General features: G+C 65.6%; 23 protein-coding genes. 13 read left to right on the forward strand and 10 right to left on the reverse strand.

The window, feature by feature from the left end; translation table 11 throughout:
* The first annotated feature begins 23 nt into the window (after positions 1-23).
* The gene (locus FRZ40_RS28490) at positions 24-572 is read left to right on the forward strand and encodes a DUF4142 domain-containing protein (RefSeq protein ID WP_147236332.1); all 549 of its coding nucleotides are present in this window, start codon (positions 24-26) and stop codon (positions 570-572) included.
* Complete coding sequence (locus FRZ40_RS28495; protein WP_081767498.1) at positions 569-925, forward strand: DUF1488 family protein; 357 nt, start codon at positions 569-571, stop codon at positions 923-925. The genes FRZ40_RS28490 and FRZ40_RS28495 overlap by 4 nt, the downstream gene beginning before the upstream one ends.
* Positions 926-1006: 81 nt before the next feature.
* Here the strand turns inward: FRZ40_RS28495 and FRZ40_RS28500 are convergent, their stop codons facing one another.
* Positions 1007-1288 carry a hypothetical protein gene (locus FRZ40_RS28500; RefSeq protein ID WP_147236333.1) on the reverse strand — a complete coding sequence of 94 codons (282 nt, stop codon included), beginning with the start codon at positions 1286-1288 and terminating at the stop codon, positions 1007-1009.
* Between the two features lie 312 nt (positions 1289-1600).
* Between FRZ40_RS28500 and FRZ40_RS28505 the strand changes: the two genes are divergently transcribed.
* The gene (locus tag FRZ40_RS28505) at positions 1601-2053 is read left to right on the forward strand and encodes a PA2169 family four-helix-bundle protein (protein WP_147236334.1); all 453 of its coding nucleotides are present in this window, start codon (positions 1601-1603) and stop codon (positions 2051-2053) included.
* A gap of 115 nt (positions 2054-2168) precedes the next feature.
* On the opposite strand, the gene FRZ40_RS28510 is transcribed toward FRZ40_RS28505, so the two are convergent.
* Positions 2169-2507 (reverse strand): BON domain-containing protein, encoded by a 339-nt coding sequence (locus FRZ40_RS28510; RefSeq protein ID WP_028366466.1) that lies wholly within the window; start codon positions 2505-2507, stop codon positions 2169-2171.
* Between the two features lie 495 nt (positions 2508-3002).
* Here FRZ40_RS28510 and FRZ40_RS28515 point away from each other — a divergent pair, with 495 nt between their 5' ends.
* Positions 3003-4475: an RNA polymerase factor sigma-54 gene (locus FRZ40_RS28515; protein ID WP_028366465.1), complete on the forward strand. Its 1473-nt coding sequence runs from the start codon at positions 3003-3005 to the stop codon at positions 4473-4475.
* A 107-nt stretch (positions 4476-4582) separates the two neighbouring features.
* On the opposite strand, the gene FRZ40_RS28520 is transcribed toward FRZ40_RS28515, so the two are convergent.
* From FRZ40_RS28520 to FRZ40_RS28530, 3 genes are all read right to left on the reverse strand, one after another.
* The gene (locus FRZ40_RS28520; RefSeq protein ID WP_147236335.1) at positions 4583-5761 is read right to left on the reverse strand and encodes a TIGR03118 family protein; all 1179 of its coding nucleotides are present in this window, start codon (positions 5759-5761) and stop codon (positions 4583-4585) included.
* A 172-nt stretch (positions 5762-5933) separates the two neighbouring features.
* A complete protein-coding gene (locus tag FRZ40_RS28525; protein ID WP_147236336.1) occupies positions 5934-7055 on the reverse strand; it encodes an FUSC family protein in 1122 nt (373 codons plus the stop codon).
* A 118-nt stretch (positions 7056-7173) separates the two neighbouring features.
* Positions 7174-8034 (reverse strand): putative bifunctional diguanylate cyclase/phosphodiesterase, encoded by an 861-nt coding sequence (locus FRZ40_RS28530; protein WP_240057310.1) that lies wholly within the window; start codon positions 8032-8034, stop codon positions 7174-7176.
* A 227-nt stretch (positions 8035-8261) separates the two neighbouring features.
* Here FRZ40_RS28530 and FRZ40_RS28535 point away from each other — a divergent pair, with 227 nt between their 5' ends.
* The 3 genes from FRZ40_RS28535 to FRZ40_RS28545 all read left to right on the forward strand — a co-directional run bounded on the left by FRZ40_RS28535 (position 8262) and on the right by FRZ40_RS28545 (position 13942).
* Positions 8262-9854, forward strand: a complete 1593-nt coding sequence (locus FRZ40_RS28535) for an MFS transporter (RefSeq protein WP_147236337.1) — start codon at positions 8262-8264, stop codon at positions 9852-9854.
* A 72-nt stretch (positions 9855-9926) separates the two neighbouring features.
* A complete protein-coding gene (locus tag FRZ40_RS28540) occupies positions 9927-11642 on the forward strand; it encodes a VRR-NUC domain-containing protein (RefSeq protein ID WP_147236338.1) in 1716 nt (571 codons plus the stop codon).
* Positions 11639-13942, forward strand: a complete 2304-nt coding sequence (locus FRZ40_RS28545) for an ATP-dependent DNA helicase (protein ID WP_147236339.1) — start codon at positions 11639-11641, stop codon at positions 13940-13942. The genes FRZ40_RS28540 and FRZ40_RS28545 overlap by 4 nt, the downstream gene beginning before the upstream one ends.
* Before the next feature lie 31 nt (positions 13943-13973).
* On the opposite strand, the gene FRZ40_RS28550 is transcribed toward FRZ40_RS28545, so the two are convergent.
* Complete coding sequence (locus FRZ40_RS28550; protein ID WP_147236340.1) at positions 13974-14408, reverse strand: RrF2 family transcriptional regulator; 435 nt, start codon at positions 14406-14408, stop codon at positions 13974-13976.
* A 259-nt stretch (positions 14409-14667) separates the two neighbouring features.
* On the opposite strand from FRZ40_RS28550, the gene hcp reads away from it, so the two are divergent.
* The 3 genes from hcp to FRZ40_RS28565 all read left to right on the forward strand — a co-directional run bounded on the left by hcp (position 14668) and on the right by FRZ40_RS28565 (position 18018).
* A complete protein-coding gene (gene hcp / locus FRZ40_RS28555; protein ID WP_147236341.1) occupies positions 14668-16335 on the forward strand; it encodes a hydroxylamine reductase in 1668 nt (555 codons plus the stop codon).
* Between the two features lie 63 nt (positions 16336-16398).
* Positions 16399-17421 (forward strand): 2Fe-2S iron-sulfur cluster-binding protein, encoded by a 1023-nt coding sequence (locus FRZ40_RS28560; RefSeq protein WP_147236342.1) that lies wholly within the window; start codon positions 16399-16401, stop codon positions 17419-17421.
* Positions 17422-17505: 84 nt separating this feature from the next.
* Positions 17506-18018 (forward strand): SRPBCC family protein, encoded by a 513-nt coding sequence (locus tag FRZ40_RS28565; protein WP_028366456.1) that lies wholly within the window; start codon positions 17506-17508, stop codon positions 18016-18018.
* On the opposite strand, the gene FRZ40_RS28570 is transcribed toward FRZ40_RS28565, so the two are convergent.
* From FRZ40_RS28570 to FRZ40_RS28585, 4 genes are all read right to left on the reverse strand, one after another.
* Positions 18015-20615: a mechanosensitive ion channel family protein gene (locus FRZ40_RS28570; RefSeq protein ID WP_147236343.1), complete on the reverse strand. Its 2601-nt coding sequence runs from the start codon at positions 20613-20615 to the stop codon at positions 18015-18017. The two genes, FRZ40_RS28565 and FRZ40_RS28570, sit on opposite strands and share 4 nt — an antisense overlap.
* A 215-nt stretch (positions 20616-20830) precedes the next feature.
* Positions 20831-21172 (reverse strand): NIPSNAP family protein, encoded by a 342-nt coding sequence (locus tag FRZ40_RS28575; RefSeq protein WP_147236344.1) that lies wholly within the window; start codon positions 21170-21172, stop codon positions 20831-20833.
* 109 nt (positions 21173-21281) lie between these two features.
* Entirely contained in the window at positions 21282-22892 is a 1611-nt protein-coding gene (locus tag FRZ40_RS28580; RefSeq protein WP_147236346.1) for an MFS transporter, read from the reverse strand.
* A 117-nt stretch (positions 22893-23009) separates the two neighbouring features.
* Positions 23010-24497, reverse strand: a complete 1488-nt coding sequence (locus tag FRZ40_RS28585; protein ID WP_028366452.1) for a sigma-54 dependent transcriptional regulator — start codon at positions 24495-24497, stop codon at positions 23010-23012.
* Positions 24498-25514: 1017 nt separating this feature from the next.
* Between FRZ40_RS28585 and FRZ40_RS28590 the strand changes: the two genes are divergently transcribed.
* From FRZ40_RS28590 to FRZ40_RS28600, 3 genes are all read left to right on the forward strand, one after another.
* Positions 25515-25688 (forward strand): Flp family type IVb pilin, encoded by a 174-nt coding sequence (locus FRZ40_RS28590; protein WP_028366451.1) that lies wholly within the window; start codon positions 25515-25517, stop codon positions 25686-25688.
* A 29-nt stretch (positions 25689-25717) separates the two neighbouring features.
* Positions 25718-25894 (forward strand): Flp family type IVb pilin, encoded by a 177-nt coding sequence (locus FRZ40_RS28595; protein ID WP_147236347.1) that lies wholly within the window; start codon positions 25718-25720, stop codon positions 25892-25894.
* A gap of 85 nt (positions 25895-25979) precedes the next feature.
* A complete protein-coding gene (locus tag FRZ40_RS28600; RefSeq protein WP_147236348.1) occupies positions 25980-26516 on the forward strand; it encodes an A24 family peptidase in 537 nt (178 codons plus the stop codon).
* Positions 26517-26683: the final 167 nt, after the last annotated feature.

Here is a 26683-nt window from a genome sequence, read left to right on the forward strand (position 1 = left end):
GATCGGAGAACCCGGAGAGACGCATGATGATTCGCCCATTCCGCTCGTTCATTCGAGCCTTTGCTTCGCCTGTTGCCGTCGCTGCCGCTGTCGTATTCGGCGCCGCGTGTCTGCCCGCGAGCGCGCAGACGAAGCTCTCGCCGGGCGATACGCAGTTTGCGCAGGATGCGTCGCAGGCGGACGCGACGGAGATCGCGGCGAGCAAGCTGGCTCTTGCCAGTTCTTCGAACCCGCAGGTGAAGAAGTTCGCGCAGCAGATGATCGCCGATCACACGAAGCTCGCGCGCAGCCTCGACGTCGTCGCGACGCAAAAGGGTCTCGGCAAGCCGCCGGGCGCGGACTCTGCGCTGATCGGCAAACTACAGGGCCTGAAGGGCGACGACTTCGACAAGGTCTATATCGAAGAGGTCGCAGTGGGCGGCCATCAGAAAGCCGTCGAACTGTTCCAGAAGGAAAGCGAAAGCGGCAACGATGCGCAGCTGAAAGCGGCGGCGGCGCGCGCGCTTCCGACTATCCGCCACCATCTCGCGATGGCCCAGCAACTCGCCAATGCACGCAAGGCTTCGTCATGAACGGAATCATCAAGGTGTTCATGCCGCGTGCGGCGTACGAGGACTCTCTCATGCACATCACATTCACCGATGAGGCTCCCGTGTTCGATGGGTCGAGCCTGACCGTGCGCTTCACGGCGCGCGTGGACGGCGAGCCTGTCGTGTGCGCGATTTCCGCGGAGGCGCTGGAAGACCACTTCGGCGCGGATTCGCTGCTGGAAGATGCGTTGATCGGCGCGTTCGAACGCGGGCGCGCGCGTATCCGTTCGGTGTGTGCGGAAGCGCTCGATGAGAACGGCGGCGAAAGCGTGATCCTGCACAGCGGGCTGTTCCGCGTCGACGGCATGGAGCCGGATCGTAGTCTCAAGACGTGATCTGCGCGATCCGCGTGATCTGTGCGGTCAAACCCGGGCTGCCGCAGCAGGGTGCGGCAGCCTCGCATCGAACGTAGTGCGTCAAACCCAGAGTTGACTTGCGTGCGGCTTTTCGATGACCTCGACCGGGCGGTCGCCGTCATCGACAGGGCGGCGCTCGCCGCGCATCGCACATGCTGCGCGCGGCATCGTGCCGTGATCGTCCTCGCACGATTGCATGCGGCCGGATTGCGCCGTCGTGCTGGTGCCGGCGTGCGTCGGGACGTTGGTCTGTGCGGACAATGTGCGCTCGCGTATCTGCGCTACCACGGCTGACGTGACGATCGCCACGAACAGCAGGCATTCCGCGCTCCTGATTTTCATGGTAATTCTCCCTTGTCGAATACTGGCCCGTGTTATGTGATGGCCGCGCTTCGTATAGACACATTTGCGCGGCGCAACGAGGGTCCAGCAGAGCTATGCAGCAATAACCATGCCGTTTTGACGGCGCGTTCTGCGCCTTTGCGGACACGGGTTCGTCGCATAGCGGTTCGAACGCGGGAAGCAATTACCCGGCGGGGTGGCAAGGACGACACGCTGTGCTATCGGGCACAACCCGGGCACAACCCGGCCACAACCCGGGCACAACGAGTGCAGCGACACTGACATCTCAAGCACGAACGAAAGGAGCGACGTATGGCGACGAATGTCATTGCCGTGCTGAACGATCTGATCGAGACATCGAAAGATGGTGAGCGCGGCTTCATGAAAGCAGCGAGGGAAGTTCGCCACGCGAGCGTCAAGGAAGCGCTGCTCGAAAGCGCGGATCGTTGCACGCAAGGTGCGCGCGAATTGCAGGACGTCGTGCTGAAGCTTGGCGGCAAACCGGAGAGCGGCGGCAGCATGGCGGGTGCGTTACATCGCGGATGGCTCGATGTGAAGTCGGCGGTCGGCAGCCGCGCGGATCACGCTATCCTCGCCGATTGCGAAAAGGGCGAAGACGCCGCTAAAAAGCGCTTTCACGACGCACTCGACAAGGACTTGCCGGCAGATGTGCGTGCTGTCGTCGAGCGGCTCTACCACGGCGTATCGCAGAATCACGACCGCATTCGCGCGATGCACGATCAGTACGCGGCGATGAAAGCCTGAGCGCGCGCCAAAGCGCAACGCACTTCGCGAAGCGTAAAAAGAAGAAGGCCGCGCCCGATGAGCGCGGCCTTCCTGCTGCCGGATGCACGCGTGTCGGAACGCGCGCGTGTGCCGCTTATTCAGCCGCGATCTTCAGGTGGTTCTTCACGCCCTTCACGCCGGACACGTTTTGCACGACGTCCTGCGCAGCCGTCTTGTCCTCGGCGGAAGGCACCGAGCCCGACAGCCAGACGATGCCCTTGCGGGTCTTCACGTGGATATGCGTGGACTTCACGTTCTTTGCGCCGAGCAGTTCGGCCTTGACCTTGGTGGTCACCGTGCCGTCGTCGATGTGCTGACCGACGGACTCGGAGGTCGCGGGCGGTGCGGATGCCGCTGTTTGCGCCGTCGCGTTCAGTGCGAATGCAACACATGCGATGCTGCCTGCGGCCTTGAGGAACTGGATGGTTTTCATGGTTTTCTCCTTCTCGGTTGATGACAAGGTTGCGGTCCTGTTGTCCGTCCGGTCGATCGCGGCTCGATGCCGCCGCCGATGACCCGACCAAAGACCACTGCCGCCGCGGTTCCGTCTGGTCCGTCGCCGACACGGGACGCGCCGCGCTTTGATCGCACTGCTTGATCGCACTGCTGTTCCCTTGCGAAGGCGCGCCCCTTGTCCGGCTTCCAGCAAGCGTCGTGCCCGGCGCAGCCGCCCACAGCCGCCCACAGCCGCCCACAGCCGCCCACAGCCGCCGATAATGCCGCGCTTCCCGGCATCCGGGACGCGTCTACGATGCGCGACGATGCGGCTCCAAGTTCAGAGCGTTTGTAAAATCCGCGCACCGGGCGGGCATGTGGCGTGCATCCGGAAAGAACAAAGGCGAATCAAAACAGACAGTTGTGAAAGCTGGTACGGCAGTTGCATATGTCCTGCCCGAAGCACTGTTGAATAATCACAGGAAGAGTCTGTATGCCGCCTACAATCGAACTACGCGCGAAGCAAACGTTCGCGCTCACACCGCGTCTGCAGCAGTCCGTGCGTCTGCTTCAACTGTCCTCGCTGGAGTTTCAGCAGGAACTGCGCAACGCACTCGACACCAATCCCTTCCTTGAATACGACCCGTCCGTGCCTGAGGAACTGTCCGCCGGCAAAACGGCAGAGGGCTCGGGCGCGGACGGCGAGACGCTGCCCGCCGCCGAGCGGGATACCGCGCTCGAAAGCTCGCAGGCGGAACCCGCAGCGGAGAGCGTCGCTTCGCCCGACGACGGCGGCGATTATGCCGGCGACGCATACGGCCGCGGTCCGTCGCGCTACAACGGCGACTCGGAAGCCGCCGATCCGACGGAATGGGCGCGTGTGCAGCCCACCTTACACGAGCAGTTGCATGACGCGCTGCGTCTTTACCGGCTCGACGATCGCGACCGCGAAATCGCGCGCCTCGTGATTGAAGCGCTCGATGACGACGGCTATCTGCGCCAGGATCTCGCCGACCTCACGGACATCGTCGATATCGAACCCGCGCTGACGGAAGACGAGTTGCTGGTCGCGCTGCGTCTCGTGCAGACGCTGGACCGCCCGGGACTCGCCGCGCGTTCGCTGTCCGAGTGTCTGTCGCTGCAGATCGATGCCTTGCCCGCCGATACGCCGGGACGCAGCGTCGCGAAGCAGGTGGTCGAGCATCATCTCGACCGGCTTGCACGCCGTGAGCATGCGGAGTTGCAGAAGCAGATCGGCTGCGACGCGGAAGAGTTGCGCGTGGCCTGCGCGCTCGTGCGCAAGCTCGATCCGAAGCCGGGCAATTCCTATGGCCGCGCCGACGACAACTACATCGTCCCCGACGTGATCGTACGGAACGTGCGCAACAAGTGGGTCGTCACCGTCAATCCCGCCGTGCTGCCGCGGGCGCGCATTCATCGCATGTACGCGGAGCTGTTCGCGCAATCGGCGGGCGCGAGCCGTTCGCCGCTTGCGCAGCAGTTGCAGGAAGCGCGCTGGCTGATCCGCAATGCGCAGCAGCGCTTCGAGACGATCCAGCGCGTCGCCGAGTGCATCGTCGCGCATCAGAAGCCGTTCTTCCAGTACGGCGAGATTGCGTTGAAGCCGCTCGTGCTGCGCGATGTGGCCGAAGAACTCGGCCTGCACGAATCGACGATCTCGCGCGCGACGGGCAACAAGTACATGGCGACGCCGCGCGGCATCTTCGAGTTCAAGCATTTCTTCCCGCGCGAACTCGGCACGGAAAGCGGCGGAACGTGTTCGGCGGCTGCCGTGCGCGCGTTGCTCAAGGAGATGATCGCTGCGGAGAACACCCGCGATCCGCTATCCGACGTGGCGCTCGCAAAGATGCTTGCGGACCAGGGCGTGCTCGTCGCGCGCCGCACGGTTGCGAAATATCGCCATCTGATGAAGGTGCCGCCCGCCGAATTGCGCCGGCAGGTGTGACGCGGGCGCCTGCAGATTGACAGAACGGCCGCTTTTGGCGGCCGTTCTGCTTTTCAGTGCGGACCTATATGAGCCCACGTGAGCCCACGTGAGCCCATGTCAGCGCGTTACATGCCGATGCCCAACCCGCCGCCCGAACTCGATCCCGTGCCGGAACCTGAAGTTGCGCTCGTGCTCGAAGCGGGATTCAGATCGATTCGTCCATACACGCCGTCGGCTTCGTCGTTCGGTCCCGCCGCGAAAAACAGCGTATTCGAAGGCTGATTGCTCAGATTGTTGCCGAAGGCGAGGCCCCACAAGCCATTCTGGACGATCGCGCTGCCGTTCGATCCCATGACGGGCCCCATCGACTTGCCGCTCGACGCATCGAATGCGTTGATCGTGCCGTCGCCGAAATTACCGATCAGGATCGCGCCGCTCAGCGTGCCGAAGTTGGAGGGAGCCTGCGCGATGCCCCATGGCGCGTTCAACGGCGCGCCCGTCGCGAAGTGCTGCTTGAGATTGCCCGCCGTGTCGAACACGTCGACCATGCCGAGGCCCGCGCCCGCGACATCGTCATGCCTGTCCGCGTCCTGCTTCGCGTACGTCACGAACAGATTCGAGCCGATCAGCTGAATGCCGAACGGCGCGAAGCCGGCGGGGATCGCAGCGTCCTTGAAACCGCCCGGCATCGTGACCTTCGTGAAGGTCGTGTCGAATACGTCGATCTTGTTGTTGTGGAAGTCGGTCGCGTACAGAAAGCTGTTGCCGTTGTTAGCGGCGAGCGCAAGACCTTTGTACACGGCGCCGCCCGCGCCGTCGTCGTGCATTGTGAACGCGTTGGTCGGTCCGACGGCGGGCGCCCAGGCCGCGATCGTGCCGCCCTCGCCGGCGAAGATGAAGGCCGCGACGCCCGATTTGCCGTTCTGCGTGACGGTGAAGCCCGGCGTGCCGTTGAAGACGATGCCCGTCGGCGCCGCGGCGCCGTTCGTGCCCGCCGGAATCGTGACGACCAGCGATTGCGGCACGCCGTTGCCGTCATACAGCGTGGCGAGATTGGTGGCGTTGTCGGCGACCCATACGAAGCCTTTCGGATTGAAGGCAACGCCCCATGCATTCTTCAGGTTCGCGTCGGTGTGAGACGCGGACACGGCGCCATCCGACACGAGTGCCGTCGCCGTGAACGACGAAGGCGACGGCGTCGGCGATCCGGTGCTGTTCGATCCGGAACCGCCTCCGCATGAAACGAGCGTCGCTAGAGCCGCGCCACAGGCTGCGATGCCGACTACCGCGAATAGAGACTTCATGACCGCACTCCTTGCTTGTCGAAAGGCCGTGACGGTCATGAAAACGAGCCGCGCGCGGAATTTATTCCTCGAATGAGCGGGCTATTTTTTACGCGTATGGCAATGCGCTGCGTGCAACGAAGCAGGGCTCATATTATTCCGTTCTTCTGATTAAACGAGCCCGCTGCGAACGCTATGATTCGCGCAGCTTCAACGGAAAAATGAACATGGCGGCCAGCAAGCCGAGCACGCCGCCGATCAGCGTTTCCCAGGCGCGCGCCGCGAGGAACGGAATCGAGTGCACGCCGCTTACCGCGAGCGTCACGATCAGCGTGAACGCAAATGCGCCGCACGCGATGTCGTAGCGCTCGGGCAGGGCCATTGCATAGACGATCATCGCGAGCGCCGCCGCGAGCCAGATCACGAGCGGCGCATGCTCGGCGACGGGCAGACAGGCGAGCCCGAGCGGCACACCGACGAGTGTGCCGATGATGCGCCGCCGCACGCGCTGCACGGTGCCCGTCGCGGAACCGGCTACCACGTAGGTACATGCCGTAATCGCCCACGCCGACTCCTCGATGCCCGTCGTCGCGTTCAGCGCGACCACGACGAGCGCGCCCGCTGCGGCCTGCAAGCCCATCACGAACTCCGGGGAAGGGCGGGCGGGCACGTGTGGCCCGGGCGACAGCGCGGCGACGACGGCGGGCCGTTCGGCCGGTCCGCTCAAAAGGCGCGGCACGATCGACGCGAGCATTGCGATCAGGCCGGCAATCGCTATCGCAGGCAGATCGGCGATGACGAGCCCCGCGCCATACGCCATCAGTTGGCCGATGTAGATCTGCGAGCCGAGCCCTGCGCCGAGCACGCCGAAGCGTTTCAGATAACCGACCAGAAACGCGCCCGTCACCAGCGTGAGTTCCGGGCCCGCGTGCCCGAGGCGGAGCAGCGGGTGCGCGAGGCACATGTAAAGCGCCGCGCCGAAGGCAGCCGCCGCGCACAGCAACGCGAGATCGCGGCTCGATTCGGGGCGCGTCGTGCGCGCTTCCGACACGCTCGCCCACAGCGCGAAACCGGCAGCGAGGGTGCCGACGGAGACATCGCGCGGCAGGCCATGCGTGACGTCCTGCAGCGTGCCGAGCGCCGCCGCGAGTCCGTACGCCGTCACGAGGCGCAGTCCCTTGATGCGGCGATGCGTGCCGGGATCGACGCGTGCCGCCCAGCCGGCGAACGCGGCGAAGGGATGGCGCGCGATCGCGTCGCGGTGCGTCGCGCCGATGGCCGGTTCGCGATCGGCGGGATCGGTGGTGGGTTCCATGGCGCTTTCCGTGGCGTGTGCAGACGCCTTGGGTTAGCAAACGGATGAGGCGCGGTCTCTGTCTGGAATGGCTACGGAAGTATAGGCAGGAATTTGCGCCGCAGCATCGCGACGGCCGTCACGCCTGCGCCGCGGCCTGGCGGATTTCCCAGTCGATGAGCCACGCTTCGAGCCGCGCCGGCGACAGCGGGCGGCTCAGATGGAAGCCTTGCACGAGGTCGCAGCGCAAGTCGCGCAGGCGGTCGAGCACGTCCTCGCTTTCGACGCCCTCCGCGACCACCTTGAGGCCCATGTTGTGTGCGAGATCGATCGTCGAGCGCACGATGGTTTCGTCGTCCTTGTGTTCCGTCATGCCGATCACGAACGACTTGTCGATCTTCAGTTCGTCGACGGGCATCCGCTTCAGATACGCCAGCGACGAATAGCCCGTGCCGAAGTCGTCGATCGCGAGGCGGATGCCGAGCGCGTGCAGCCGGTCGAGCGTCTCGATCGCGTGATTCGGGTCGTCCATGATCGCGCTTTCGGTGATCTCGATCCACACCATCTCGGGCGCGACGCCGTGCTTCTTCAGCAGCGCGTTGAAGGTGTCGGGCAGCGTCGACTGGATCAGCTCACGCGCCGACACGTTCACCGACACGGCCAGCTCGATCCCGGCAGCCCGCCATGCGGCGCACTGGCCGATTGCCTTGTCGGCGACCCAGTGCGAAATCGCCTTGATGTAGCCCGTCTGCTCGGCGAACGGAATGAACTGGTCGGGCGCGACGAAGCCGCGCGTCGGGTGTTCCCAGCGAACGAGCGCTTCCACATACTTGACAGTGCCCGTCGTCAGATCGAGCTTCGGCTGGTAATGCAGCATCAGCTGGTCGTGCTCGACGGCCTGGCGTAATTCGCTCATCAGCGACAGGCGCTCGGCGCTGTTGTGATCGTGCTGCTCGTCGTAGATCGCGTACCCCGTGTTCGCGCGTTTCGCGACATACATCTGCTGTTTTGAAAGCGTTTTTCTGGCGCTCGCGGTTCCTCGCAGTTCCTTTCCCAATTCGCGTCCAGAGCACTTTCAGATCGTGGCGAATGGCAATGCGCAAAGGTTTGCGCGCGATGCATTCCCGTTTGCCTTGCTATTTTCAAACGCGAGTACCACTCTCGTTAAAGTGATATGCCTGGATGCTGGTCCGCAGCACGCGCGGACGTCTTGAGGTGGAGCACGCCATGAGGTCCGCCATCGCCGCTCACGATCCCGGCCGGCAATTGTTGCCGTTTCGCGAGTCGCTGCTCGCGATGCTCGGCGTCGCCTTCGTCACGATGCTGGTCGCGCTGGATCAGACGATCGTCGGCACCGCGCTGCCGCGTATCGTCGCCGATCTGAAGGGCTTCGACTTCTACGCGTGGGTTGCGACCTCGTACATGCTCGCGTCCGTCATCACCATTCCGATCTTCGGGCGGCTCGGCGATCTGTTCGGCCGCAAGCCGTTTCTGATCGCCGCGATCGTGCTGTTCACGCTGGCCTCCGTGCTGTGCGGCCTTGCGTCGAGCATGCTGTTCCTGATCGCCGCGCGCGGCTTGCAGGGCATCGGCGGCGGCATTCTGATCGGCACCGTGTTCGCGACGGTCGCCGATCTGTTCCCCGATCCCAGGCTGCGGCTGCGCTGGCTCGTGTTCGTCACGTCGTCGTTCGGCATTGCGAACATCGTCGGGCCGACGCTCGGCGGCATGCTCACGCAGATGCAGGGCTGGCGGCTGGTGTTCTTCGTGAACGTGCCCGTCGGCATCGTGTCGCTGATTTTTGTTCTGATGTTTGTGCCGAAGCTGCGCCACATGAAGCCGAGCGGCCCGATCCAGCTCGACTGGCTCGGCGCATTCGTCGTCGCCGTCACGTTCGGCGCGCTGCAACTGCTGATCGAACTGCTGCCGAGAGAAGGCATCAGCGGCACGACGGTGTTGCTTTTCGCGGTCACGACGGTGTGCGGCCTGACGCTGTACTTCTGGGAAAAACGCATGGGCTATCCCGTGGTGCCCGTCGACGTGCTGCTCGACCGCAAGCTCGCGCCGCTGTTCGCGATGTCGGTGCTGGGCGGCTTCGCGCTCTTTTCGATGGTGTTCTACGTGCCGCTGCTGTTCCAGGGCGGCTACGCGATGTCGCCGCACGATTCCGGCATGCTGATCACGCCGCTGCTGCTCGGCACGACGGTCGGCAGTGTGGTGAACAACCGCATCGTCACGCGCATCCGGCGCGCGAACGGGCTGATGCATATCGGCTTCGCGCTGTTCGTGATCGGCTGCCTCGCGCTCGTCACGTTCAAGGGCCACGAGCCGCATGCGGTGTGGATGGCGTGCATGGGCGTGAGCGGACTCGGGCTCGGCCTCGTCGCGACCAACCTGACCATCTGCTCGCAGCAGATCGTCGCGCGCGATCATCTCGGCGCGGTGACGGCGCTGATGCAGTCGCTGCGGATTTTCGGCGGCATGCTGGGGACGGCGATCACGGGCGCGCTGCTCGGTCATCTGTACGCGCAGAGCGTGAACCGCTCGCTCGATTCGTATCAGGCGACGCAATGGCTCAAGTCGTTTGCGAGCCCGGACGTGCTGGTCGATCGCGCGGAGCAGTCTGCGTTGATCGAGCACCTCGTGGCGGCCGGCCATTCCGGCGATCCGATGATGCACATGGCGCGCGATGCGCTGATCGCGTCGATTCACATCGGCCTCGCCGTGGCCGCGCTCGCCGCGCTGATCGGGCTGTGTCTCGCGTGGTTCGTGCCCGCCGTGCAGGTCACGTATGCCGAAACGGAAGTGCGCAGCGCCTGACGTGGAGGCCGGGGCCGCCGGGTTTGCTATGATGGCTGTATATATATACAGCCCTTCAGCGCCCCATCAGCCGTGCCGACCGACGCACCCGATCCGTTCTATCCGTTCTATTACCTGTCGAATTTCGAGCGCGCGCTCGCGTGGATCGCCGAGCGTTACGACGATCTGCTCAGCGACGGCGAGCAGGCGTTTCTCGCTGCGTTTTTGCACGACGGCACGCGCCTGCCGAAAGCGTCGCGCGCGCTGCTCGTGCGCATGCTGATGCGCAAGGGCACGCTGTTTCGCACGGGGCGGCTCGCGTATGCGGAAATCGGCTGTCCCGTGCGGGCGGCCGCGCCGCTCGCCGCGCTCGGCTGGGTCGATGCCGACGCGGGCGTGTCGCTCGACGAGCTGTTCGCGCTCGCGACGCGCCCCGAGCTTCAGCGCGCGTTTGCCGCGGCGCCCGCGTTCAAGGGCTTGCGCAAAGCCGAGTGGCTCGAAGCGTTGCGCGACGCGGACGCCGCGCACGCGCAGCCGAAACGCTATCGCGAGTGGGATACGGCAACGGACGAAGCGGCGCTGCGCGTGCTGGTCGCGCCCGTGTGCGAGCGCTTTCGTCTGATGTTCTTCGGCAATCTGCATCAGGACTGGTCCGAGTTCGTGCTCGCCGATCTCGGCGTGTTCCAGTACGAGCGTGTTGCGTTCGAGTCGTCGTCGCGGGCGTTTCAGCAGCGCGAGGACGTCGACTGTTATCTGGCGCTGCATGCGTGCCGCGAAGCGCTCGAACTGGCAGGCAATGAAGCGCTCGATCCGCTGCTCGCCGCCGTCGATTCGATCGACACCCGGCACAACGCCTGGCTCGCCTTGCGCCGCGCGAAACTGCTGTTCGCGATTGGCCATCATGCGGAGCGCCGGCACGACTGGGACACGGCGTTGCGCGTCTACGAACGCTGCGCGTGGCCGGGCGCGCGGCACCGGCGCATGCGCGTGCTGGAGCGAGCGGGGAGCGACGATGCGGCGCTCGGCCTGGCGCTGCAAGCGGCAGCCGCCCCCGAAAGCGAAGAAGAGCAGCAGCGTGTCGCGCGCATCGTGCCCCGGCTGCAGCGCAGGCTCGGTCTCGCTGCGCAAAAAGCGGTCGGCGCGCGCGCGGCGCAACGCGGCATGCTGGAACTCGCGCGTCCGCTGGTGCCCGTCGCCGTCGAATATGCGGTGCGCGATCATCTGTCGACGGAAGACGCGCCCGTGCATTACGTCGAAAACGCGCTGATCAATTCACTGTTCGGCCTGCTGTGCTGGGAGCCCGTGTTCGCCGCCGTGCCGGGCGCGTTCTTTCACCCGTTCCAGCGCGGTCCCGCGGATCTCCACGCACCCGACTTCCGCGCGCGCCGCGCCGCGCGATTCGACGCCTGTCTCGCGCAACTGGAGAGCGGCGCGTATCGCACGACCATCCTGCGTCACTTCGACACGAAAGCCGGACTGCAATCGCCGTTCGTGTTCTGGGGCATGCTCACGCGGGAACTGCTGACGCTCGCGCTCGACTGCCTGCCTGCCGCGCATCTGAAGCTATGGTTCGAGCGGCTGCTCGTCGATGTCCGCGCGAACCGTTCGGGCTTGCCCGACCTGATCCGTTTCTGGCCGCACGAGCGGCGCTACGAACTGATCGAAGTGAAGGGGCCCGGCGATCGTCTGCAGGACAACCAGATTCGCTGGCTCGCGTACTGCGTGCAGCACGACATGCCCGTGCGCGTGCTCGATGTGCGCTGGAAGGAGAGCATGCTCGCGGGTGAATCGGACGCGGAGGCGGCATGACCTACGTCGTCGCCGTGCGCACGCTGTGCGAGTTCACCGCGCGGCGTGGCGATCTCGATCTGCGCTTTACGCCCGCACCATCCGCGCTCGAAGGTATCGCGGGACATCAGGCCGTGACCGCGCGGCGCGCGCCGGGCTATGAAGCAGAAGTCACGTTGACGGGCGCGCATCGCGGGCTGACCGTGCGCGGCCGCGCCGACGGCTACGACCCGGCGCTGAACCGGCTCGAAGAGATCAAGACCCATCGCGGCGACCTCGAACGGATGCCCGCCAATCACCGCGCGTTGCATTGGGCGCAGGCGCTGGTGTACGGGCATCTGCTGTGCGAGACGCGCGGTCTCGCCGAACTGGAGGTGGCGCTCGTCTACTTCGATATCGGCGATCAGAAGGAAACGCTGCTGACGGAACGTCATACGGCGGCATCGTTGCGCGCGTTCTTCGAGGATCAGTGCGAGCGCTTCGTCGCGTGGGCCGCGCGCGAGGAAGCGCATCGCGCCGCGCGCAATGCCGCGCTGAACGCGTTGCGCTTTCCGTACGGCGAGTTCCGCAGCGGACAGCGCGAACTCTCGGTGGCCGTGTTCCGCGCGGCGCGCGACGGGCGCTGTCTGATGGCGCAGGCGCCGACGGGCATCGGCAAGACGCTCGGCACGATCTTTCCGCTGTTGAAGGCGTGCGGCGCGGATCATCTGGATCGCGTGTTCTTTCTGACGGCCAAGACGCCGGGCCGTGCGCTCGCGCTCGACGCCATCGAATCATTGCATCGAAGCGAAGCCGCGCTGCCGTTGCGCACGCTCGAACTCGTCGCGCGCGACAAGGCCTGCGAGCATCCCGACAAAACGTGCGACGGCGATTCGTGTCCGCTCGCGCGCGGCTTCTATGACCGTTTGCCCGCCGCGCGCGATACGGCCTTGCAGGCGCGCACGCTCGGCCGCAGTGCGGTGCGCGAAGCGGCGCTTGCGCATGAGATCTGTCCATACTATCTCGCGCAGGAACTGGCGCGCTGGTGCGACGTCGTGATCGGCGACTACAACTACTACTTCGACAGCAGCGCGATGCTGTATGCGCTCACGCAACTGAACGGCTGGCGTGTGGCCGTGCTCGCCGACGAAGCCCACAATCTGCCCGACCGCGCGCGCCGCATGTACAGCGCGACGCTCGACCAGCACGCGTTTCGCGGCGCGCGCCATGCCGCGCCCGCTGCGCTGAAAAAGCCGTTCGACCGTTTGAACCGCGAGTGGAATGCGCTCAATCGCGAGCGCAACGCGGCGTACGAGGTGCTGCGGGAGGTGCCCGCGAAGCTGCAATCGGCGCTGCAGAATCTGATTGCGTCGATGGGCGACCAGCTTGCGGAAGCTCCGCATTCCGTCGATGAAGACGCGCTGCGATTCTATTTCGACGCGCTGCATTTCATGTCGCTCGTCGAAGCGTTCGGCGATCACTCCATAGTCGACGTGACGCTCGCTGCGCAACACGGCGTGCATGCGGGCGTGCATTCCGGCGTGCATTCCGGCGCGGCGCGCGCGAAGCCTGCCTCGTCCGTCTGCGTGCGCAACGTGGTTCCCGCGCCGTTCCTCAAGCCGCGCTATGCGGCCGCGCGCGCGACCATCGTGTTTTCGGGCACGCTCAGTCCGCAGCACTTCTATCGCGACATGCTCGGTCTGCCGGACGACACGGGCTGGCTCGACGTCGAAGGGCCGTTCAGGGCCGAGCAGCTGGACGTGCGCATCGCGCATCGCGTGTCGACGCGCTGGCGTGACCGCGAGCGCTCGCTCGAGCCGATCGTCGACCTGATCGCGCAGCAATATGAGGAACGTCCCGGCAACTATCTCGGCTTTCTGAGCAGCTTCGATTACCTGCAGCGTGTCGCGGACTCCATGGGCGAGCGGCACCCGCACGTGCCTGTCTGGACGCAGGCGCCGCGCATGGACGAAGCGGCGCGCGATGCGTTTCTCGCGCGCTTCGCGACGGGCGGCGCGGGCGTCGGTTTTGCCGTGCTGGGCGGTGCGTTTTCGGAGGGTGTCGATCTCGTCGGCGAGCGGCTTATAGGCGCCTTCATCGCGACGCTCGGCTTGCCGCAGATGAACGACGTCAACGAGCAGATGCGCCGCACGTTCGATGCGCAGTTCGGCAACGGTTACGACTATGCGTATCTGTATCCGGGCATGCAGAAGGTCGTGCAGGCGGCGGGGCGCGTGATCCGCACCGAACACGATGCGGGCGTCGTGCATCTGATCGACGACCGCTATCTGCGCGCGGATGTCAGGCGGCTGTTGCCGCGCTGGTGGAAGGTGGGTCAGTGAGCTGCACGCCTGCCCGGTCTCAACCCTGATCTCACGCCTGATCGAGCAGTCTGGCGAGGCGGCTGCGCTTGTGCGCGATGTCCTCGAGCGTGGTCTGATTGAGCACGTCGTAAAACGCTTCCTGCGCGGCGTGAATCACGCCAGGCAGCGTGCAGGCGGGCAGAATGCAGCAGCTGCCGCCATGCCTGTCCACACATTCGATAAAACGCTGATCGCCTTCTGTTGCACGGATCACATCGCCCAGACGTATCTGGCTGGCGGGACGCGCGAGCGTAAGGCCGCCGCCTCGTCCCCGCGCCGTATCGAGCAAGCCTGCCTGCCCGAGGAACTGCACGACCTTCATCAGATGGTTCTGCGAAATGCCATAGGCGTCCGCGATCCGTGCGACCGTGAGCCCGTCCTCGGGCTCGATTGCCGCGAAGATCAGGACACGCAGTGCGTAATCGGAAAAGGTGGTGAGCTTCAACGCTGCGCATCGCTGCTGTTGTGGAGGGGTTTCGCGCGACGCGTGCGGAATGATGCATCCATCGCCGTGCGTCGCGAGCACGCAGTATAGCCGCGATATTTTCGACAAAACCGCATACAGGTACCGTGATTCTGCATTCGGTGATCCATATCAAGATGCGGTGATGTCGCGGCCGTTGCAGCCCAAATGGGTAAGTAATATGCATCTTCATAAAGCGGAAGACATCGCTGACCCATCAACGGTTGAAACGGAGAGAAAAGTGTTCTGTTATCAGTGTGAGCAAACGGATCGCACGGGTGCGCAGCCTGGATGCGCCTCGGCAAAGGGCAATTGCGGCAAGGATGCGACGACAGCCGATCTGCAGGATCTGCTCGTGCATGCCGTCAAGGGAATCGCGCAGTGCAATGCCATGTTGCGCCCGGCGGGCGCGGCGGATCGCGAGGCCGACCGCTTCATGCTGTACGCGATGTTCACGACACTGACCAACGTGAACTTCAATGCAAGCCGCTTCGTCGCGATGCTGAAGGAAGCCGCCGCACTTCGCGACAGGCTTCAGGCCAAATGCGAAGCGCACGCCGGCACAACGGGCGGTGCGCTTCCGTGGGCGGCCGGTCCTGCCGCGTGGCAGCCGGCGGGCGATCTCGCGGGTCTGCTGGCGCAGGCGCAAAGCGTCGGCATCGATGCGGGCATCGAACAGGTGGGCGCCGACGTGGTCGGCCTGCGCGCGCTGATCGTCTATGGCCTGAAGGGTGTGTGCGCATACGCGCATCACGCGCAGGTGCTCGGCCAGGAAAGCGAAGAGATTTACGCGGGCATCGAAGCCGCACTGGTGTTCCTCGCCGCCGATCCTGCCGATGTGAACGCCTTGCTTGGTCACGCGTTGCAACTCGGACACTTGAACCTCAAGGTGATGGAACTGCTCGACGAAGCCAACACGGGCCGCTTCGGCGCGCAGCAGCCGGGCACGGTGCGCGTCACCCCCGTGGCGGGCAAGGCGATTCTCGTCTCGGGACACGACCTCGGCGATCTGCATGCGTTGCTGGAGCAGACGGCGGGCACGGGCATTCAGATCTATACGCACGGAGAAATGCTGCCGGCGCACGCGTATCCGGCGCTCAAGGCGTATCCGCATCTTGCCGGCAACTATGGCGGCGCGTGGCAGGATCAGCAGAGCGATTTCGCGCATTTCCCCGGTCCTGTCCTGATGACGTCCAACTGTCTGATCGAGCCCGCTCCGCAGTACCGTCAGCGCATTTTCACGACGGGGCCTGTCGGTTGGCCGGGCGTGCGTCATCTGCAGAACCACGACTTCGCGGTGCTCATTCAGGCGGCCAGGGCGTTGCCTGGCTTCAGGGAAACCGCCGAAGAAAAAACCATCACGGTCGGCTTCGGGCGTCATGCGGTGCTCGGTGTCGCGGACAAGGTCGTCGAAGCCGTGAAAGCCGGGTCTATCCGCCATTTTTTCCTGATCGGCGGTTGCGACGGCGCGGCGCCGGGACGCAACTACTACACCGACTTCGCCGTGCAGGCGCCCGACGATACCGTCGTGATGACGCTTGGCTGCAACAAGTACCGCTTCAATCAGCATGAGTTCGGCGACATCGGCGGCATTCCGCGTCTGCTCGATATCGGCCAGTGCAACGACACATATTCGGCCATCCAGATCGCCGTCACGCTCGCCGACGCGTTCAGATGCGGTGTCAACGATCTGCCGCTGTCGCTGGTCGTGTCGTGGTTCGAGCAGAAAGCGGCCGCCGTGCTGCTGACGCTGCTGGCACTCGGCATCAGGAACATCCGTCTCGGACCGACGCTTCCCGCGTTCCTGACGCCGAACATCCTGAACATTCTGGTCGAGCAGTTCGGCATCCAGCCCATTGGCGATGCACGCGCCGACATCGCGGCCTCGCTTGCGCGCAAGGCGGCCTGACGTTCATCCGTTGCCATCGATTGCCGGGCGCCTGTGCGCGCCCGCATCTTCATCGACTGATCCATGACTTATCACATCGAGCTCACCACCCGGGACGATCGGCAATTCAGTTTCGACTGCGCGCCCGATCAGGATCTGCTCACAGCCGCCGCCAACGCCAGTCTCACGTTGCCGGCGCAGTGCAGGAAGGGCAGCTGCGGCGCGTGCCGCGCGACCGTGACGCAAGGCCAATACCACGCAAAAGATCACGACGCAGGCGCGCTGCCCGCGAATGAAGGCGCGGTGCTGATGTGCAGCACGACGCCGCGCAGCGATCTGCGCATCGCGCTGCCCTACGACCAGACGAGAGTGTTGCAGCAGTCCGTGCCGCGCCGTTCGACATCGATCGTTGCGCTCGAGACGATCGCGCAGAACACGATGCGTCTGGAACTGCAGATCCAGGCCGATGCCGACGGCGCTTGCGCCGCCGAGTTCGAACCGGGCCAGTTCATGGAGATCGAGATTCCCGGCAGCGACGACAGGCGGCCGTTCTCGCTCGCCAACACGAGCAACTGGGACGGGCGGCTCGAGTTCCTGATCCGGCTGCAGCCGGGCGGCCGCTTCTCGAGCTTTCTGCGCGAACGGGCAAAGCCCGGCGACGCCTTGACGGTGCGCGGTCCCGTAGGCGCATTCGGTATCCGCGACGACAGTCTGCGCGAACGCTGGTTCGTCGCGGGCGGCACGGGCGTGGCGCCGATATTGTCGATGCTGCGCAGGATGGCCGAGTTCCAGGAGACACAGCCCGCACGGCTCTTTTTCGGCGTGACCTGCGAAGACGAACTGGTTCTGCGGGACGAGTTCGATTCGCTGACGGCGCAACTGCCGCAATTGAAGGTCGAGTGTTGCGTGTGGAAGCCGCAACGGGACTGGACAGGATTTCACGGCACGCCCACGCAAGCGTTGCGCGCAGCGTTAGCGGCAACGGATATCCGGCCTGACGTCTATGTGTGCGGGCCGCCTGCACTCGTCAGCGACGCGCAGAACGTGATTGCCGGGTTCGGCATTCCGCCGACGCAGTTCGAGACCGAGCGGTTCACATCGGCATAGTGCGGGCGAGGCGGGGTTCCCGAAGCGTTTGACGCAGGTGAGCGCGAAAAACTATAAAGACATAAGCGCAAACGGAGACATGCCGTGCACCCGGACGAATATCGCTTCACGACGATCTGGCGCGTCGACGCGCCGTTGCAGGCGGTGTGGGACGCGATCCACGATCCCGCTCGCTGGCCGCAATGGTGGACGTGCGTCGAACGCGTGGTCGAAGTGGAGCCGGGCGCGAGCGACGGCGTCGGCGCGTTGCATCGCTATACGTGGAAAGGGCGCTTGCCGTACCGCGTCGCGTTCGACATGCGCGTGACGCGCATCGAGCCGCTTGCCGTGCTGGAAGGCGAGGCGTGCGGCGATGTCGAGGGGACGGGGCGCTGGCAGTTCTCGACGCGCGACGACGTGACGGTGGTGCGCTACGAATGGCGCGTGCGTACCAGGCGCGGCTGGATGAACTTCGTTGCGCCGCTCGCGCGCCCGTTCTTCAAATGGAACCACGACTACGTGATGCAGCAGGGCGGCGAGGCGCTCGCCGGTCTGCTCGATGCACGGCTGCTGGGCATCGAGCATTCGTCGTCATCGCGTGCGACGCCGGACGCCTAGTGACGTGCCGCCTTCGGCGCAGGCTTGTCCGGCTGCGCGCCTTCTTGCGCATTCGCGGGACGCGGCGGCCCTTCGAGTTCGTCGTCGCCGGTGTCGCGCGTCGCATTGCCGCGGGCCGGATTCGATGAAACAAGCATGCTGCGCTGCGGATTCGCGATCTCGATGCCCTGCGCGCGGAACTGATCGAAGATGCGCCGGTTGAATTCGCGCTGCACGGGCCAGCGCGCCGTGTCGCGGCACTGGATCTGACCCGCGAGCGTGACGGCCGCGCCGTCGACGGCGTCGACGCCCCAGAAGCTGAAGTCCGACAGGATGCCCGCCTTGAACTGATCGTCCTCGCGCAGCGACGCGCCGATTTCCTTCAGCGTGGCGATCGCGAGATCGACGTCCTGGCCGTACGCAATGCTGACGCGCACGGCCGCATTGCCGAGTCCGCGGTTCGTATTGTTCACGGTCGATACAGAACTGAACGGCACGGTGAAGAGCGACCCGTCGCCGCCGCGCAGGCGCACGGTGCGGATCGACAGATATTCGACCGTGCCGGACACGCCCGCGAGCGTCACCCAGTCGCCAACCTGCATCGCGTTTTCCATCAGCAGGAAGATCCCCGTGATGAAGTCCTGCACGAGCTTCTGCGAACCGAAGCCGAGCGCGACGCCGAAGATGCTCGCGCTCGCGAGCAGCGGCGCCGTGTTCACGCCAAGCTCGCTCAGGCCCGTCAGCACGACGACCAGCGCGATCGCGACGAATAGCGCCGTGCGCAGCATCGGCACCAGCGTGCGCAGCCGCGCGGCGCGCACGAGATCGCCGTTACTGGTCCACTGCGCGAGGCGCTTTTCGACCGACACGTTGGCGATTTCCCACACCACCAGGGCAATCACGGCCGCCACGCAGATCGTGACGAAAGCCGACGTGAGCCGGTGGCCGATCGCGCCGGGCCGGAAGAATTGCCATACGTCGAGGCCCCATACCTGCAGCAGGACGAGCGCGCTCACGACGACCACGAGCGCGGAGACGACGCGCCGGATCAGCGGATAGTAGCGGTATGCGTGCTGATGGATCAGCGAGCGGTTCTCGTCGGTCTCTTCGGCACGGAAGAGCCGCCCGAGTGCGCCGAACAGCACGATCGACACGACGCGCGCGCCCACCAGCACGGCCAGCGACAGGCCGCCGAGATGCAGCAGCGTGCGATAGCCGTTATGCACGTCGAGCGCCCATACGAACCACAGCGCCATCACGATGAACACGGCCACCCACGCCCACATGTCGATGAGGCCGTGCGCGAGCATCGTCACGGGCCGGTGCGATCCGACCGATGAGTCGCTGGTGCGCTCGCGCAGCAGCGCCGAGATCGGCGCGCGGCACTGCAGGATCATGATCGACACCATCACGTGCCCGACCAGCGCGAGCAGCTTGACGAGGGGCAGATGCGCCGTGTCGCTCAGGCCGAGCGCGGTGGCGATCTCGATCAGCGCGCCACCCGCGCCGATCACGCTGACCACGCGGGTCACCCAGCGCTGCATGAAGAGTGCCCAGCTATCGGGCAGACGCAACAGGCGCAGTCCCGGCGCATCGGGTTGCAGGAAGAAGCCCGCGGCGATCACGATTGCGCGGCAGATCACGTACAGGTCGATCAGGCCGTTGAGCGCCGCGTCCTGTGTCGTGCCGTCGTCCGTGAAGAACGACATCAGCGCGCTCGCGGCGGCGACGAACACGACGAGCGGCAGCATCCGCAAGACCAGTTGCAGCGCCGCGCTCGGCAGACGCTGCAGCGTGGTCCAGTGATGCTGCGCCTGGCGCTTGCTGCGCGCTTCCTTCTGCTGGCTGTCGGGCTTGCCGGATGTCGTCCCGGATGCGCCCGTTGAGGCCGATGACGAAGGCGGCGTCGACATCGACACGGCGGGCTGTGCAGGCGCCGCGGCGGCAGCGGCGGCATCCGGCCCGGCGCTCGCCGTTGCGGCGGCCGTAGCAGGCGCGCCAGTCATCGCTGTGGCGGCTTCGCGGGCCTTGTCGCGTGCCTCGCGCGCTTCGCGGCGCGCAATGATCGCGGCGCGCGCACGCCGAAGCAGACGCCGCGCGAGCCATTCGAGCGCGATCGCGGGCAGCAGCGTGCCGATCAGCGCGAGCAGCACGCCAAACACCTTCGCGCGTTCGTGCGGATCGGAGAGCTGCACGTTCCACCAGGAGCGCGCCGACTCCGTGTCGAGCAGCACCGCGATGGAGCGCTTGAGCGTCATGCCGCCTTGCTTGAGCCCGCGTGCGCCCTGGCGTACCAGCTGCGACGCGAGCCCGTTCGACTTGAACGCGGCTGTCGCGCTGGCGGCCGATGCGCTGCCGGCGGCGGCTGCCGACGAGGCGCCCGAGGCTGGCGCGGCAGGCGTCGCGAGCACGCCCGCGGCGGCGATCGCGTTGAGCGTGTCTTCGATCTGCGCGCGTTTCCTGGGGTCGTTGAGCACCTGCAGTGCCTGGCGGGCCTGGTCGGGCGTGAGCGTGACGGTGGTGGCGGACGCGCCCGACGCGCTGGTCGTGGCCGTCACGGCGGAGAAGGCGGGCGCGCAGAAGAGCGCGAGCAGGCAGATCAGGAAGAGTTTGCGCATGAAGGGCCGGTGGGCGGCGGCGATGCGCGTACGGCTTGACGCGATGCGGTGCCGGGAGCCACCACGATTCGACTGAAAATAAAACGACCCCGGCAACGCGCGATAAGTTCCGCAAAGGGCGCAATCCGGCTATCCGATGCGCATCGCCGGCCAGCATTGCGCGCATTTTCGTGCGAATGCGCAATGCAGGCCGGGGCACGGGTTCCGTTGCCGGCTCAGCCGCGAGCAGCCTGCGCCGGCTTGCCGAGCGTCCCTTCGACGACTTCCGTGAAGGTCCGTTCTTCTCGCAGGATGAAGCGCTTCGCCTGCGCCATGCGGAAGTTCTCGACCGATGCAGGATCGGTGCGCAGCCGCACGCGATACGCCTCGTATGCCGCGAGGCTGTCGAACGCAATCAGGCCCCACGCGATGTCGTTCGTGCCTTCGTGCGGCAGAAAATAGCCGAGCAGGTGGCCGCCGCAGCGCGGGATGATTTCGCCCCAGTTCGCGGCGTATTGCCTGAACGCGTCGCGCTGGAACGGATCGATCTGATAGCGGATGAAACAGGTGATCGTCATGTCGGGCTTCCTTCTTCGTTGGGATGCGTGACGGTCAGTATCGGCGACGCGATGCGCGCGATGTTTCAGGCTTGCACGAAGTGTCGATGTGGTCTCGCCGCGACGGGGTTCAGCGATGCGGTGCGCGTATCGTCGCGGCCGCGCAGGCGGCGCCGAGCAGCGCACACAGCGCCGACACCAGCGCGACGGCGCGCAGACCCGCGTCGATCGCATCGGATTGCGCATCGACGATCCGCGTGGGCACGGCGTGCGCGCCCGCCATCGTATCCGGCGCGAGCAGCTGGCCGGCGCGATGCAGGTCGGTCGGAATATGCAGTTGCGCGAGCCGCCCGGACAAGGCCGCGTCGTGCGACCACACGAACACGATGCCGAGCACCGCGATGGCCAGCAGGCTCGCGATGCGCGCGACCGCGTTGTTGATGCCGGACGCGACGCCCGTGCGCGCAGCCGTCACGGACGTCATCACCGTGGTCGTCAGCGGCGCAACGGTGATCGTCATGCCGAGGCCGAGCACGGCGAGCGCGGGAAAGTAGCTCGTCCAGTAGTGCGCGCGGTCCATGTCGAGCCAGCCCGGCAGCGCGAGCAGCGCAAAGCCGCCTGCCGCGATCACGGGGCCCGCCGTCAGCAGCGCACGCGGCCCGTAGCGCGCGGCGAGGCCGCCCGTGAAGCGCGACAGCACGCCGATCACGACGGGCACGGGCAACAGCGCCGCGCCCGCTTCCGTCGCCGTGTAGCCGTGAGCGCGGATCAGCGTGAACGGCAGGAAGAACAGCGCGCCGCCGAGACCGAAATACAACAGCAGCGTGACGAGGTTCGCGCCGCTGAAATCTCGCGAATGAAACACATCGAGCGGCATCATCGGGTCGGCGCTGCGCGCCTCGATCCCGACGAACGCGCCGCATAGCACGAGCCCGCCGGCGATGGCGCCGAGCACCGTTTCATCGTCGAAACCATGCGACGACGCGAGCGTGAGTCCGTACGTGAGCGCGCCGAGTCCCGCTGCGGCCGTCAGCGCGCCCAGCCAGTCGAGCCGCTGCGAAGCATGCGTATCACGGCTATTGGGCACGGACGGCAACGCGAGCGCAACGGTGAGCGCCGCGATGGGCACGTTCAGGTAGAAGATCGCGCGCCATGAAAACGCATCGACGAGCCAGCCGCCCGCGACAGGCCCGAGCGCCGACGTGATCGCACCGAAACCGGCCCACGTGCCGATCGCGCGGCCGCGCTCGCGCTCGTCGAACACCGCACCGATGATGGCAAGGCTGCTCGGCACGAGCAGCGCGGCACCCGCGCCCTGCGCGGCGCGCGCGGCGATCAGCGCGCCGGATGCCGGCGCGAGTCCGCACGCCGCCGATGCCGCCGTGAACAGCACGATGCCCGCAATGAACACCGTGCGCCGCCCGAGCTTGTCGCCCATCGCGCCGCCGACGAGCACCAGCGAGCCGAGCAGCAGCAGGTACGCATTGACGACCCATTGCATCGCCGCGACGCTCGCGCCGAGTTCGGTCTGTATCGACGGCAGCGCGACGTTGACGACGGAGCCGTCGATGAACGCCATGCTGGAACCGAGGATCGTCGCGGCGAGGGCAAGCCGCTTGTGGCGGCAGGGAAGGCGATCGGCCGTCCGCGCGCGGATCGCGAGATCGTCGCAGGGGCTGGCCTGAGCGGGAAAGGCATGCGGCGGATCGCGCGTGCCGTCGAGGGAAGCGTGGTCGGACATGAGCGGCGTCGGCTCCATTGCAGTGCGGTCGACAATGCAATGGACACATTACGCGCGCCGCCGTTCAGCGTGAGGCTGAACGGCGGGGCTCGCCGCGTCGGGCGACAGGAAAAAAACTCAGTCCGCCGATGCCGCCGCGATAGCGCGCCCCGGATGTATGCGCGCGTCGTCGTCGTCCGTGCCTTCCGGGTTGCCCGAACCGGATGGGCCGTCCGCGCCGCCCGTGCGCCGTGCCGGGCGCGGCGGCGCGGTGTCGGGATTCATCCGGTTGGCGTTCATCAGCCGGTAGAGCGTCGCGCGCGATACGCCGAGTTCGGACGCCGCGCCCGACAGGTTGTGCCCGTGCCGCCGCAACGCTTCTTCGATCGCTTCGATTTCGGCCTGCGTGCGAATTTCGGCGAGCGTTCGCGTGCGCACGCTCGACACTTCCGGCAAGCCGAGATCGCCTTCCGTGATGAAGCGGCCTTCTGCCATCACGACGGCGCGCCGCACGCAGTTGATCAGCTCGCGCACGTTGCCGGGCCAGTCGTAATTCGACAGCGCGACCACCGCGCCGCTCGAGAACCCGCGAATCTTGTGCGTGCCGTCCTGGCGATACATGCTGAGCGCATAGTCGGCGAGCAAACGGATGTCGGCGCCGCGCTCGCGCAGCGGCGGCTCGTCGAGGCGCAGCACGCATAGCCGGTGATAAAGGTCGGCGCGGAAGCGTCCGTCCTTCACGGCGGCTTCGAGATTCACGTGCGTCGCTGAAATGACGCGCACGTCGACATGAATGGGCGTGTTGCCGCCGAGGCGCTCGATCGTGCCTTCCTGCAGGAAACGCAGCAGCACGGCCTGGCATTCGTGCGGCATGTCGCCGATTTCGTCGAGGAACAGTGTGCCGCTGTTCGCATGCTCGATCCGGCCGATCTTGCGTTGCAACGCGCCCGTGAAGGCGCCGCGCTCATGGCCGAACAGTTCGGCCTGCAACAGCGTGGGCGGGATCGCCGCGCAATTGATGGCGACGAACGCCTGCTGCGCGCGCGTCGAGCCGTCGTGCACGGCGCGTGCCGTCAGCTCCTTGCCCGTGCCCGATTCGCCCGCGATGAAGACAGGCGCTTCCGTCTGCGCGCATTTCTCGATCCGCCGATACAGCTTTTGCATCGGCTCGCAATGGCCGACCATGCCGTGCGCGCCGAGCGACGGCTGCGGCCGGAAGCTCGCGCGACGCAGATTCGACAGGCCGTGCGCGTGACCGAGCGCGAAGACCAGCCGGTCGTTCAGACAGGGCGCGGTGACGAAGTCGAAGCAGTAATCGAGGATGAAGCGGCTGGTGAGTTCGTCGGTGGCGTGGCCCGGCGCGATCTGCGCGATCCAGTTCGCTTCGCCATGACGCATGCAGGCTTCGAACGCCGACAGCTGCTGCTGCGTGACATCGTCGGGCAGCGTGACGAGACCGACCTTGATGTCGCCGCGATCGAGCAGCTTCTCGGCGACAGCCGTGGTTCGTGCGTGCACGACTTGCCATCCGGCATCGGCGAGGAAGGCTGCGAGCGCTTCATCGGGCGTCGATGCCACACAAAGCACGGTGCGGTCGGAAGCGCCGGTTGTGCAAGTGGAATTCATGTTACCCCCGGGTTGGACGTTGCCCTTGTGCATCGCTCATGATGCCTCAAGGCCAGTGATCCTTGTACTACGGCAAAACAGTTGGTCTATTGAGGGTTCGTCACGGCGAACCGGCGTGTTTTTCGTTTTTTTTTCTACATGCGGGTCATCTGCGCCGCAATGTCGTACGGCTCGTACTGTGAATCAATGATTCGAAGCCGAATCTATCGTCGCACGAATGCCGCATTGAAAACAAAGATAAATGAAAGGGTTGGGGCTTTGTATAAGCGTAAATCTGGATGCAGAGGGCCGCATCGAGCAATTTCTACCATCGCTTAAAACCATCCCGGATGGCCTCCGCGTCGCCCATGCCGGTGCCGCGTTGAATCGCCAAAAGCCCTGTTTCACAAGGCTGAGCGGGATTTTTCGAGTCCTGGCTTTGCGCGTCTCAACTCTGCGACACATTTGACATTCGCTTCTGCGCATGCCGGGAGCGCGCTCCTCATCCGGTCGTTCTGACCGGGACTCCGCATTCACAAGCCTCTCCAGCCGGGTTGCGGGAATGTCCGGCTGTTTGCGCACGCCTGTGCGGTCGAGCGAACACGCGGATTTCGCATCGAAAGCACGTTACGGGTTCGCAACATCGCGTGCCGCGAGCCGCGTCAAAACATCGGTCCTGAGAGGACGGATCACGGCGCGACAAGGGTTTGAGCCCGCATGGCATACCCGTTGCGATATGGCTGTCACACGAAACGCTGCAGCCGGAAAGCAAGACCAAAGGAAGTCTCCGGCAGCGGCACAGGACTTCGCAGTCGCGGCCGGGGTTTGCCAGATGCGGCTGTGGGGGCGGCGGAGCCAAGGGGGCGGACGTCGGCAGAAAGTGGCGCGAATGGTTCGTACGACGTACGGCCATTCGCGACCATGACGCCACCTTCGACGGCACAAGCCAGACGTACCCCGTCCAGACGGACGGGTTTTGCCGGACGGCGCGCACGGGGCGCAATGTCCATGTGACATCTCACTCTCTACGGGGACACCATGAAGCAAGCAATCCAACAATTCCTGCGCGAAGAAGACGGCGTGTCGGCGATCGAATACGGCCTGCTGGCCGGGCTGATCGCAGTGGCGATCGTCGGCACGGTCACCACGGTCGGCACCAGCCTGAACACCGTCTTCACGACGGTCTCGACGAAGCTGGCCGCGATCAAGTAATTCACAACCGTACCTCACCGGAGGAAACGATGAAGAACGCTATCCAGCAGTTTCTACGAGAAGAAGACGGTGTGTCGGCTATCGAATACGGTCTGCTTGCAGGCCTGATCGCTGTGACCATCGTCGGGACGGTCACCGCTATCGGCGGCAGCCTGAACGACGTCTTCACGACGATCCAGACCAAGCTGTCGGCCGTTCCGAAGTGAAGATCTGATCACTGACAACCGTCGCCCTCGCGCATGCGTGCTGATGGCAGGGCGGCGAACCTTCTACAACCCAGCGGAGCTTTCGATGAACGGCGTGCCTTTTCCGGTTGGTCCCTGTGTGCTGGCGCTGGTCGCGGTAGCGGCCATCTACGACCTTCACGCACGGCGCATTCCGAACTGGCTGGTCGTCATCGGTCTGGGCGTGGGAGCGGTGGTTCAGTGCGCGCTGCATGGCGCGTCGGGCGGGATGCTGTTGTGGGTCGGCGGCGCGCTGACGGGTTTCGCGATGCTGTTGCCCGGCTATCTGTTGCGGATGCTGGGTGCGGGCGACGTGAAGCTGATGGCGGCCGTCGGATGTTTTTGCGGCGGGGCGGGGGCGTTCCAGGCAGCGCTGGCGGTGTGCGCGGTCGGCGGCATCTGGGCGCTCGTCGAGATGCTGCGGCATCGGCAGATGCGCGCCGGGCTGCAGAACATGACGGCGGCGCTGATCGACGTGTCGATGCCTTCGGGCGACCTATCACGCGATCGGGGCACGCGAACGCGGCGGCCAACGGCAGGCACGCTGCCGTACGGGGTGGCCATCGCGGTCGGCACGATGCTCTCGCTGTTTGCGAGCGTGTGACACAGGAACGACAGGAAGCGACGGGGAAGCGGCAACGAGGGGCAGCAGGCGAATCAAGGCAGGACGACAACACACGTCGACACGACAGGGACGGACAGCATCGGGCGAACGGCGGACAGCAGGCGAAGACAGCCGTCACTCGAGAAGACAACGCAGAAGACGAAGCA

The sequence above is a fragment of the Paraburkholderia azotifigens genome, assembly GCF_007995085.1.
Taxonomy (GTDB): domain Bacteria; phylum Pseudomonadota; class Gammaproteobacteria; order Burkholderiales; family Burkholderiaceae; genus Paraburkholderia; species Paraburkholderia azotifigens.

Excerpts from the sequence above, each read along its gene's own strand:
- FRZ40_RS28490 (WP_147236332.1), top strand. The coding sequence starts at position 24 with ATGATGATTCGCCCATTCCGCTCGTTCATTCGAGCCTTTGCTTCGCCT.
- FRZ40_RS28495 (WP_081767498.1), top strand. The coding sequence starts at position 569 with ATGAACGGAATCATCAAGGTGTTCATGCCGCGTGCGGCGTACGAGGAC.
- FRZ40_RS28500 (WP_147236333.1), bottom strand. The coding sequence starts at position 1,288 with ATGAAAATCAGGAGCGCGGAATGCCTGCTGTTCGTGGCGATCGTCACG.
- FRZ40_RS28505 (WP_147236334.1), top strand. The coding sequence starts at position 1,601 with ATGGCGACGAATGTCATTGCCGTGCTGAACGATCTGATCGAGACATCG.
- FRZ40_RS28510 (WP_028366466.1), bottom strand. The coding sequence starts at position 2,507 with ATGAAAACCATCCAGTTCCTCAAGGCCGCAGGCAGCATCGCATGTGTT.
- FRZ40_RS28515 (WP_028366465.1), top strand. The coding sequence starts at position 3,003 with ATGCCGCCTACAATCGAACTACGCGCGAAGCAAACGTTCGCGCTCACA.
- FRZ40_RS28520 (WP_147236335.1), bottom strand. The coding sequence starts at position 5,761 with ATGAAGTCTCTATTCGCGGTAGTCGGCATCGCAGCCTGTGGCGCGGCT.
- FRZ40_RS28525 (WP_147236336.1), bottom strand. The coding sequence starts at position 7,055 with ATGGAACCCACCACCGATCCCGCCGATCGCGAACCGGCCATCGGCGCG.
- FRZ40_RS28530 (WP_240057310.1), bottom strand. The coding sequence starts at position 8,034 with ATGTATGTCGCGAAACGCGCGAACACGGGGTACGCGATCTACGACGAG.
- FRZ40_RS28535 (WP_147236337.1), top strand. The coding sequence starts at position 8,262 with ATGAGGTCCGCCATCGCCGCTCACGATCCCGGCCGGCAATTGTTGCCG.
- FRZ40_RS28545 (WP_147236339.1), top strand. The coding sequence starts at position 11,639 with ATGACCTACGTCGTCGCCGTGCGCACGCTGTGCGAGTTCACCGCGCGG.
- FRZ40_RS28560 (WP_147236342.1), top strand. The coding sequence starts at position 16,399 with ATGACTTATCACATCGAGCTCACCACCCGGGACGATCGGCAATTCAGT.
- FRZ40_RS28570 (WP_147236343.1), bottom strand. The coding sequence starts at position 20,615 with ATGCGCAAACTCTTCCTGATCTGCCTGCTCGCGCTCTTCTGCGCGCCC.
- FRZ40_RS28575 (WP_147236344.1), bottom strand. The coding sequence starts at position 21,172 with ATGACGATCACCTGTTTCATCCGCTATCAGATCGATCCGTTCCAGCGC.
- FRZ40_RS28580 (WP_147236346.1), bottom strand. The coding sequence starts at position 22,892 with ATGTCCGACCACGCTTCCCTCGACGGCACGCGCGATCCGCCGCATGCC.
- FRZ40_RS28585 (WP_028366452.1), bottom strand. The coding sequence starts at position 24,497 with ATGAATTCCACTTGCACAACCGGCGCTTCCGACCGCACCGTGCTTTGT.
- FRZ40_RS28590 (WP_028366451.1), top strand. The coding sequence starts at position 25,515 with ATGAAGCAAGCAATCCAACAATTCCTGCGCGAAGAAGACGGCGTGTCG.
- FRZ40_RS28595 (WP_147236347.1), top strand. The coding sequence starts at position 25,718 with ATGAAGAACGCTATCCAGCAGTTTCTACGAGAAGAAGACGGTGTGTCG.
- FRZ40_RS28600 (WP_147236348.1), top strand. The coding sequence starts at position 25,980 with ATGAACGGCGTGCCTTTTCCGGTTGGTCCCTGTGTGCTGGCGCTGGTC.